This is a genomic window from Mycobacterium sp. 1423905.2, from assembly GCF_001673155.1.
Lineage (GTDB): Bacteria > Actinomycetota > Actinomycetes > Mycobacteriales > Mycobacteriaceae > Mycobacterium.
In genome coordinates this window covers 1-8,556 of sequence record NZ_LZLE01000335.1, presented here as the reverse complement: position 1 = coordinate 8,556, position 8,556 = coordinate 1, and the positions used below count along the sequence as shown (strand labels likewise).

Below are 8,556 nucleotides of genomic sequence, written 5' to 3'. Positions count from 1 at the left end.
CACTCGGCGTCCAGTGCGCGGCTGCCCGCACACTCGGCAAACGGCTACTCGGCCCCCTACTCGGCCTCTACTCGGCCTCGGCCAAGCGTCCCTTGAGCGCCTCGAACTCGTCCTTGATGCCCGTCGGCAACTTCTCGCCGACGAACTCCAGCCACTCCTCGATCAACGGCAGCTCTTCGCGCCACTCGTCGGCGTTGACCGCCAGCGCCTGCTCCACGTCGGCCGCGTCGACGTCCAGACCCTCCAGGTCGAGGTCCTCGGCGGCCGGCACGGTGCCGATCGGGGTGGTGCGGCCGCCGGCCTGGTGCTCGATGCGGTCGACGATCCACTTCAGCACGCGGCTGTTCTCACCGAAGCCCGGCCACAGGAAGCGGCCGTCGTCGCCGCGGCGGAACCAGTTGACGAAGAACACCTTCGGCAACTTGGACTCGTCGGCCTGCTTGCCCAGGTTGATCCAGTGGCCCAGGTAGTCGCCGACGTTGTAACCCAGGAACGGCAGCATGGCCATCGGGTCGCGACGGACATTGCCCACCTTGCCCTCGGCCGCGGCGGTCTGCTCGCTGCCCAGCGTGGCGCCGATGAACACCCCGTGCTGCCAGTCGCGGGCCTCGGTCACCAGCGGCACCGTGGTCTTGCGGCGTCCGCCGAACAAGATGCCCGAGATCGGCACGCCCTGGGGGTCGTCCCACTCCGGCGCCAGGATCGGGCACTGCGACATCGGCGTGCAGTAGCGGGAGTTGGGGTGCGCGGCCTTCTCGCCTGACTCCGGCGTCCAGTCGCGGCCCTTCCAGTCGATCAGGTGCTGGGGGTCGCCCTCGAGGCCTTCCCACCACACGTCACCGTCGTCGGTCAGCGCCACGTTGGTGAAGACCGTGTTGCCGCCCTCGATGGTGCGCATCGCGTTGGGGTTGGAGTTCCAGTTGGTGCCGGGGGCGACCCCGAAGAAGCCGAATTCAGGGTTGACCGCGTACAGCCGGCCGTCGTCACCGAACCGCATCCAGGCGATGTCGTCGCCGAGGGTCTCAGCGCGCCAGCCCGGGATGGTGGGCTGCAGCATCGCCAGGTTGGTCTTGCCGCACGCCGACGGGAACGCCGCGGCGAAGTAGTAAGCCTTGTTCTCCGGGGAGATCAGCTTGAGGATCAGCATGTGCTCGGCCAGCCAGCCCTCGTCGTGGGCCATCGCCGAAGCGATCCGCAGGGAGTAGCACTTCTTGCCCAGCAGCGCGTTGCCGCCGTAGCCCGAGCCGTAGCTCCAGATCTCGCGGGTCTCGGGGAAGTGGGTGATGTACTTGGTGTCGTTGCAGGGCCACGGCACGTCCTTCTGGCCCGCGTCCAGCGGCGCACCCACCGAGTGCAGCGCCTTGACGAAGAAGCCGTCGTCGCCGATCTTCTCCAGCGCCGCCTTGCCCATGCGGGTCATGGTGCGCATGGAGACGACGACGTACTCGGAGTCGGTGATCTCCACGCCCAGCTTGGGGTCGTCGGCGCCCAGGGGACCCATGCAGAACGGCACCACGTACATGGTGCGACCACGCATACACCCGCGGTACAAATCGGTCATGATCGACCGCATCTCGCTGGGGTCTTTCCAGTTGTTGGTCGGGCCGGCGTCGATCTCGCGCTCGGAGCAGATAAACGTGCGGGACTCCACGCGCGCGACATCGGACGGGTCGGACAGCGCCAGGAAGGAGTTGGGGTGCTTGTCGGGGTTGAGGCGGATGAAGGTGCCGGCCTCGACGAGCTGGTCGGACAGCCGCTGGAACTCCTCTTCGGAGCCGTCGGTGAACACCACCCGGTCGGGCTGGGTGAGCTCGGCGACCTCTTCCACCCAAGACAGCAGCCCCTGATGTTTGGTCGGCGCGGTATCAAGTCCGGGGATGGTCGCTGAGGTCATCGAACTCTCCTGAATTCTGCTGTGTAGTTACGTCTTGCCTGGTCGTGCGAATCGCGGGCGCTTGTTCATGCTCTGCCAGCACAGCTATTGACGCGTTTGTCATCTTTACTACAGATTAACGTGCATCACTTGTCGGGTAAGGCGTGGGCGGGTATAAGCCTGCTCACAAGACCGATTCAGAAGCCGCTGCTCCTTAGAAACTATTGCCTGTGGCATCGAACCTCCAAGCCGGGTCTGCCGCGACGGAAGCTTCGTCCTTAGCTATACCCGGGGATATACCCGGTTTTTCCCCAAGTTCTGCACGCACCGCCGCCAATGCGGCCTGCACAGTCGGCATTTCCCGGTCCCGCACCGCGGCGGCGCGCGCGGCGGCGATGGCGTGTTCGCGCAGCTCGCTGTCGATGCCGCTGACTTGGTCGTTCACCCGGGTGTTCTCGGCCTCGTCGCGGGCACTGCAGGCGGTGTTGAGCAGCGATTCGGCGACCAGGACCTGACTGGCGACCAGCTGCTCGGTGACCGACCGCAACTCCGCGGTCACCTCCCCCGCCCACCGGTCCAGCAGGGCCCGGTCGTGCAACAGCGCGCGGGTGTTCACCACCCACACGGTGACCACCAGGCCAATGACCACACACGCCGCGATGCCCGCAGCGGTGACCGCGACGGGCAACCCCGCGGTCAGTCCGGTCATCAGCCGGGTCAGCGTGAGCGCCACCCCCAGCCCGAACCCCGCGCCCAGCAGCATCATCAGCCGCATCTCCAGCCGTCGGGACTTCAGCGGCGGGGCGGTGATGGTGACGGTGGGTAATGGTTCGAGCGGCGGCAGGTCCAGCGGCACACCCATCACCTCGGCGACGTCGGCGAGCTGCTCGGCGGTGCCGTCGGCGACCTCGGAGACCACCTCTTCGACCCGGGCGCGGGTGCGGGCCTCGAAGCCGGCCATGTCGCGTCGGGACAATCCGGACACGTCTTCCTGCAGTTCCCCGCGCACCGACGAACACCGGTTGCGGGCGAAGTACGCCAGCTGCACCCGGGCCTGCTGGATCTGACCGCGCAGCGTGATGGACCGTTCGGTTCGGGATTGGCGTCGTTGCCGCAGCGCGTCGCTGCGCTCTTCGCGCAACGCTTCGACCCGGGCCTGCCGGCCACTGCCCTCGGCGTCGCGGTCGAACCTCTCGGCGACCTTGCGCAACCGGGATTCCCACGCCCGCAACCTGTTTCGGCGCGGGATGTCCGGGTCGGCGAGCCGTTGCGCCAATGTTTCGATCAGGTCGTCCACGCGCGGCTTGCCGAGCTCGGGCGCGGCCGCGACGCCAACCCAGGGCACCTCGGCGTAGCGCCGCGCGTGCGCGGACAACCGGTCGCGGTTGGCGGCCAGTACCTCACGCCAGGTGAGGTGCATGTCGATCTTGGACACCACCCCGACCACCACGTCGGTGTTCTCCGCCGCGGCGTCCAGCAGCGTGCAGTCGGAGTCGGTCAGGCCCACCGCCGCGGAGACCACGAACACCACCGCCGTCGGCGCGTCGCCCGGGTCTAACTCCGTCGCCTCGACGAACGTGTGTTGTTCGAGCCGCTGGCGCAGCGCGGCGACCACGCCGGTGACGCCGGCCAGCCAGGGGCCGGTCACCAGGATCACGTCTTTGCGGTTGATCGCCGGCGAGTCGAGCCGCGGGCCGATCGCGGCCACCAGCTCGTCGACCGCCGCCGGGTCGTCCCGTTCGCTCGCGCTCATCGTGCCGCCACGCCCACCGGTAGCCCGCCGGCCCGCGACCACAGCCGAAGCGCACCGCGAGCCAGGTCCGCGCCGCAACCGCGAAGGGCTGGAGGGCCTTCACGGCTGTAACGATGCCACCGCCGCGCGCGCGCCAGGGGTGCGGCGGGCCCGACATCCAGCCCCGCCGAGCGCAGCACCGCTTCGGCGGCACCCATCCTGGCCAACACGATCTCGTCGCTGGATAAAAACTCGCTGAGCCGATCGTCGCCGACGGTAAGTGCCGCCAACTGCGCGGTGGCGTGCTGGATGCGTTGGTAGCGCGTGTGAGCGCCGGCGGCAACGAGCGCCGCGACGACCTCGGCTACGCCGCTGACCCGCCACAACAGCGCCCGGAATGCGGCCAGGTCGCGTCCTTGCCGGACGGCGGCGATACCCAACGCGATGCCGAACAGATCCAGCTTTTCCAGCAAGGCCACTCGCATCTGACCCGATATCGGCAGCGCCGCGGTCAAGAACCCGGCATGCGACTCGTCCAGGCAGGACCACCCCGCCCCGGCCAACGCCCGCACCGCGGCCCAGTCGGCGGGGTCGAGCGCCCGCGCGGCGACGGCGAGCAGCGCACCGAGCGGCAGCACCGGCACCCCGGCCGCCACCGAGAGCCCCGCGCACCGGGCCTGGGCCGCCGACATGGGCCCTTCCTCGCCGAACCCGGTGAGGTCGGCCTTGCTCAGCACCACCAATGCTGGTGGATCAGCGGCGACGGCCGCGCGGTCCTCGGGTTTGAGCACTTCGACGGTGACATACACCGGCAGCTCCGCTGGTTCGGCCACCGCAATGCCTGCCGCGCTGTTCAGCGCGCGTGCCACGGTGTCGCGCCCGGTTCCCGACCGACCGCGCACCGAGATCCGCAGCGGCGCGCCGGCCCGTTCGGCGATGGCGCGTACCCGCTGATCGCCGGTCTCCTCGGCGAATCGCGTGAGCTCGTCGACGAAAATCTTTTCTGCCCCTGTCGCTTTTCTTCCACCGAATGGTGGCAGCTACGTCGCGCAGATGCGAGCCAGGTACTACTCGTTACCAGTTGAAGGCAACTGTTAGGTATCAATCTGGATCAGGAGCGGCTACACCGAGTGTTCATAGGCCACCATGGACAAATGCATGCGCATCCCGGGTTGGGATCACTTCCCGACACGCCGGTGGAATCCGGCACCGAGTTGGCGCACGAAGAGGACTCCCGCCGCGGCTACCTGCCCTCGACCAGCTTCCGGTCCCGCCGCTCGGCGTTGTCGCCCGCCCAACGTGACCTATGGGAACGGCTGTGGCCACGGCTGGGCCGCCAGGCGCACGACGAAGGAAACACCCCGCCGCTTGACAGCCGAGCCTGGTTCGGCCGCGAGGCGCCGCTGGTGCTCGAGATCGGCTGCGGCAACGGCGCGTCGACCCTGGCGATGGCCCAGGCCGAACCGGACATCGACGTCATCGCGGTGGAGATCTATCGCCGCGGCTTGGCTCAGCTGCTGGCCGGGATCGACAGCGCCGGTGTCAGCAATATCCGCTTGATCCGCGGAAACGCCGTGGATGTGCTGCGAGACCTGCTCGCCCCGCGCTCACTGACCGGGGTGCGCGTCTTCTTTCCCGACCCGTGGCCCAAGGCCCGGCACCACAAACGTCGGTTGCTGCAACCGGCGACGGTTGCCATGATCGCCGACCGGCTACTCCCCGGTGGTGTCTTGCATGCCGCGACCGATCACTCCGGCTACGCCGAGCACATCGCCCAGACCGGCGACGCTGAACCGCAACTCGTCCGTGTCGATCCGCGCCGCGACGCACTGCCGATCTCGGTGGTCCGCCCGGTGACCAAGTACGAGACCAAGGCCGGGCACGAGGGCCGCACCGTCGCCGAACTGATCTGGAAAAGACGATGACTTCATGAGCGTGACCGAAGACGTGACCGCACAGACACCCGAGCCGCTGACCGAGGCGCCCTCGGTTCTGGGCGGAAAGGCACTCGGCGACTACGCGGCGCCGGGACGGGTGCTGCTGGTGTGGGACGCGCCGAACCTGGACATGGGGCTGGGTTCGATTCTGGGTCGACGCCCGACGGCAATGGAGCGGCCCCGCTTCGACGCCCTGGGCCGCTGGTTGCTGGCCCGCACCGCCGACGTGGCCGCGAGCCGCCCCGGCGCCGTGGTCGAACCGGAGGCCACCGTCTTCACCAACATCGCGCCGGGCAGCGCCGAGGTGGTGCGGCCGTGGGTCGACGCGCTGCGCAACGTGGGCTTCGCCGTCTTCGCCAAACCCAAAATCGACGAGGACAGCGACGTCGACCGGGACATGCTGCAACACATCGAACAGCGGTACGCCGAAGGGCTGGCCGCGCTGGTCGTCGCTTCGGCGGACGGGCAGGCGTTCCGCCAGCCGCTGGAAGAAATCGCCCGCGGCGGGACGCCGGTTCAGGTGCTCGGATTTCGTGAACACGCTAGTTGGGCGCTAGCGTCGGATACCTTGGAGTTCGTCGACCTAGAAGACATTTCGGGTGTCTTCCGGGAGCCGCTCCCGCGGATCGGGCTCGATTCGCTACCTGAGCAGGGAGCTTGGCTGCAGCCATTCCGGCCGCTGTCCTCGCTGTTGACCTCGCGTGCGTGAACAGGCCTCGCGTGGCGAAAAAACCGAGCGTCTGATAACCGAAAAGCAGAAAGCAATGCGCGGGTCGTTACAGATCCAGTAAGGAGCTTACGTGTTCGCCTGGTGGGGTCGAACTGTGTACCGCTACCGGTACATCGTAATCGGGGTCACGGTGGCTCTGTGCCTGGGCGGCGGCATCTTCGGCCTCAGCCTCGGTAAGCACGTCACCCAGAGCGGTTTCTACGACGAGGGCAGCCAGTCGGTCAAGGCCTCGGTGCTCGGCGACAACGTCTACGGCCGCGACCGCACCGGCCACATCGTCGCCATCTTCAAAGCCCCGGACGGCAAGAACGTCAACGACCCGGCATGGTCGAAGAAGATCACCGACGAGCTCAACAAATTCGTCTCCGACCACCCCAAAGAGGTGCTCGGCTGGGCCGGATACCTGCGGGCACCCGATACCACCAGTTCGATCGTCAAGGGCATGGCCACCGACGACAAGAAGTACACGTTCGTGTCCATTCCGCTCAAGGGTGACGACGACGACACCATCCTCAACAACTACAAGGCCATTCAGCCCGCCTTGCAGAAGCTCGACGGCGGCACCGTGCAACTGGCCGGGCTGGAGCCGGTCGCCGAGGCGCTGACCGGCACCATCGCCACCGACCAGCGGCGCATGGAGGTGCTGGCGCTGCCGTTGGTGGCCGTGGTGCTGTTCCTGGTGTTCGGCGGCGCGGTGGCGGCCTGCCTGCCGGTCATGGTGGGTGGCTTGAGCATCGCGGGCGCTCTGGGCATCCTGCGGCTGGTCGCGGTGTTCGGGCCGGTGCACTTCTTCGCTCAGCCCGTGGTCTCACTGATCGGTTTGGGTATCGCGGTGGACTACGGCTTGTTCGTGGTGAGCCGGTTCCGTGAAGAGATAGCCGAGGGTTACGACACCGAGACGGCGGTGCGGCGCACGGTGATGACGGCCGGGCGCACGGTGGCCTTCTCCGCGGTGCTGATCATCGCCTCCGGCATCAGCCTGCTCATGTTGCCGCAAGGCTTCGTCAAGTCACTGACCTACGCGCTGATAGCCGCCGTCGGCTTGGCGGCGGTGCTCTCGGTGACGTTGTTGCCGGCGGTGCTGGGGGTGCTGGGTCGCCATGTGGACGCGCTCGGTGTGCGCACGGCGTTCCGGGTGCCGTTCCTGCGCAACTGGAAGCCGTCGAGGGCCTACCTGAACTGGCTGGCCGACCGGCTGCAGAAGACCAAGACCCGCGAAGAGGTCGAGGCCGGCTTCTGGGGCAAGCTGGTCAACTGGGTGATGAAGCGGCCGCTGGTCTTCGCCATCCCGATCGTCGTCGGCATGATCCTGCTGGTGCTGCCGTTGTTCAACCTGTCGCTGGGCGGCATGAGCGAGAAGTATCTGCCGCCCAACAATGCGGTCCGGCAATCCCAGGAGCATTTCGACAAGCTCTTCCCCGGGTATCGCACCAACCCGCTGACCTTGGTCATCCAGTCGACCAACCATCAGCCGGTCACCGACGGCCAGATCGCCGACATCCGCAGCAAGGCCATGGCGATCAGCGGGTTCATCGAGCAGGACAACAACCCGGCCAACATGTGGCAAGAACGCAGCCAGGCCCCGGGTGGCTCGAAGGACCCGTCCGTGCGGGTACTGCAGAACGGTTTGCTCAACCCTGGTGACGCGCCGAAGAAGCTGCAGGAATTGAGATCGATCACCCCACCCAAGGGGATAGCTGTCTATGTCGGCGGCACCCCGGCGCTGGAGCAGGACTCCATCCATAGCCTGTTCGACAACATGCCGGCGATGCTGGTGATCCTGCTCAGCGCCACCACAGTGCTGATGTTCCTGGCGTTCGGTTCGGTGGTGTTGCCGATCAAGGCGGCGGTGATGAGCGCGTTGACGCTCGGCTCCACCATGGGCATTTTGACCTGGATCTTCGTCGACGGACACGGCTCCGGGATACTGAACTTCACCGCGACGCCGCTGACCGCCCCAGTCATCGCGCTGGTGGTCGCGGTCGGCTATGGGTTGGCCACCGACTACGAGGTGTTCCTGGTATCCCGCATGGTCGAAGCGCGAGAACACGGCATGTCCACCCAGGAAGCCATCCGCATCGGTACGGCGACTACCGGCCGCCTGATCACCGCCGCGGCGCTGGTGCTGGCGGTGGTAGCCGGTTCGTTCGTGTTCTCCGACCTGGTGATGATGAAGTATCTGGCCTTCGGGTTGATGGCGGCGCTGCTGCTGGACGCCACCGTGGTCCGGATGTTCCTGGTGCCGTCGGTGATGAAGCTGCTCGGCGACGACTGCTGGTGGGCC

Annotated in this window: 6 protein-coding genes; 3 read left to right on the top strand and 3 right to left on the bottom strand. The window is 67.3% G+C overall.

The features are described from left to right. Positions 1-67 precede the first annotated feature (67 nt). The 3 genes from A9W95_RS22950 to A9W95_RS22940 all read right to left on the bottom strand — a co-directional run bounded on the left by A9W95_RS22950 (position 68) and on the right by A9W95_RS22940 (position 4,645). A complete protein-coding gene (locus A9W95_RS22950; RefSeq protein ID WP_067418254.1) occupies positions 68-1,894 on the bottom strand; it encodes a phosphoenolpyruvate carboxykinase (GTP) in 1,827 nt (608 codons plus the stop codon). Positions 1,895-2,087: 193 nt separating this feature from the next. Continuing rightward, on the bottom strand, positions 2,088-3,626 hold the full coding sequence (locus tag A9W95_RS22945; protein WP_253851741.1) for a hypothetical protein: 1,539 nt from the start codon (positions 3,624-3,626) through the stop codon (positions 2,088-2,090). Continuing rightward, positions 3,623-4,645, bottom strand: a complete 1,023-nt coding sequence (locus A9W95_RS22940; protein ID WP_067418249.1) for a hypothetical protein — start codon at positions 4,643-4,645, stop codon at positions 3,623-3,625. Before A9W95_RS22940 ends, A9W95_RS22945 begins: the two co-directional genes overlap by 4 nt. A 96-nt stretch (positions 4,646-4,741) precedes the next feature. On the opposite strand from A9W95_RS22940, the gene trmB reads away from it, so the two are divergent. The 3 genes from trmB to A9W95_RS22925 all read left to right on the top strand — a co-directional run. Further along, complete coding sequence (gene trmB / locus A9W95_RS22935; protein ID WP_067418260.1) at positions 4,742-5,530, top strand: tRNA (guanosine(46)-N7)-methyltransferase TrmB; 789 nt, start codon at positions 4,742-4,744, stop codon at positions 5,528-5,530. 4 nt (positions 5,531-5,534) lie between these two features. After that, positions 5,535-6,251, top strand: a complete 717-nt coding sequence (locus A9W95_RS22930) for an NYN domain-containing protein (protein ID WP_067418246.1) — start codon at positions 5,535-5,537, stop codon at positions 6,249-6,251. A 91-nt stretch (positions 6,252-6,342) separates the two neighbouring features. Beyond that, on the top strand, positions 6,343-8,556 hold a 2,214-nt coding region (locus A9W95_RS22925), incomplete at its 3' end, for an MMPL family transporter (protein WP_067418257.1).

What these genes read in the sequence shown, in the direction of transcription:
- A9W95_RS22930 (WP_067418246.1), top strand. Translation starts at nt 5,535, where the DNA reads ATGAGCGTGACCGAAGACGTGACCGCACAGACACCCGAGCCGCTGACC.
- A9W95_RS22950 (WP_067418254.1), bottom strand. Translation starts at nt 1,894, where the DNA reads ATGACCTCAGCGACCATCCCCGGACTTGATACCGCGCCGACCAAACAT.
- A9W95_RS22945 (WP_253851741.1), bottom strand. Translation starts at nt 3,626, where the DNA reads ATGAGCGCGAGCGAACGGGACGACCCGGCGGCGGTCGACGAGCTGGTG.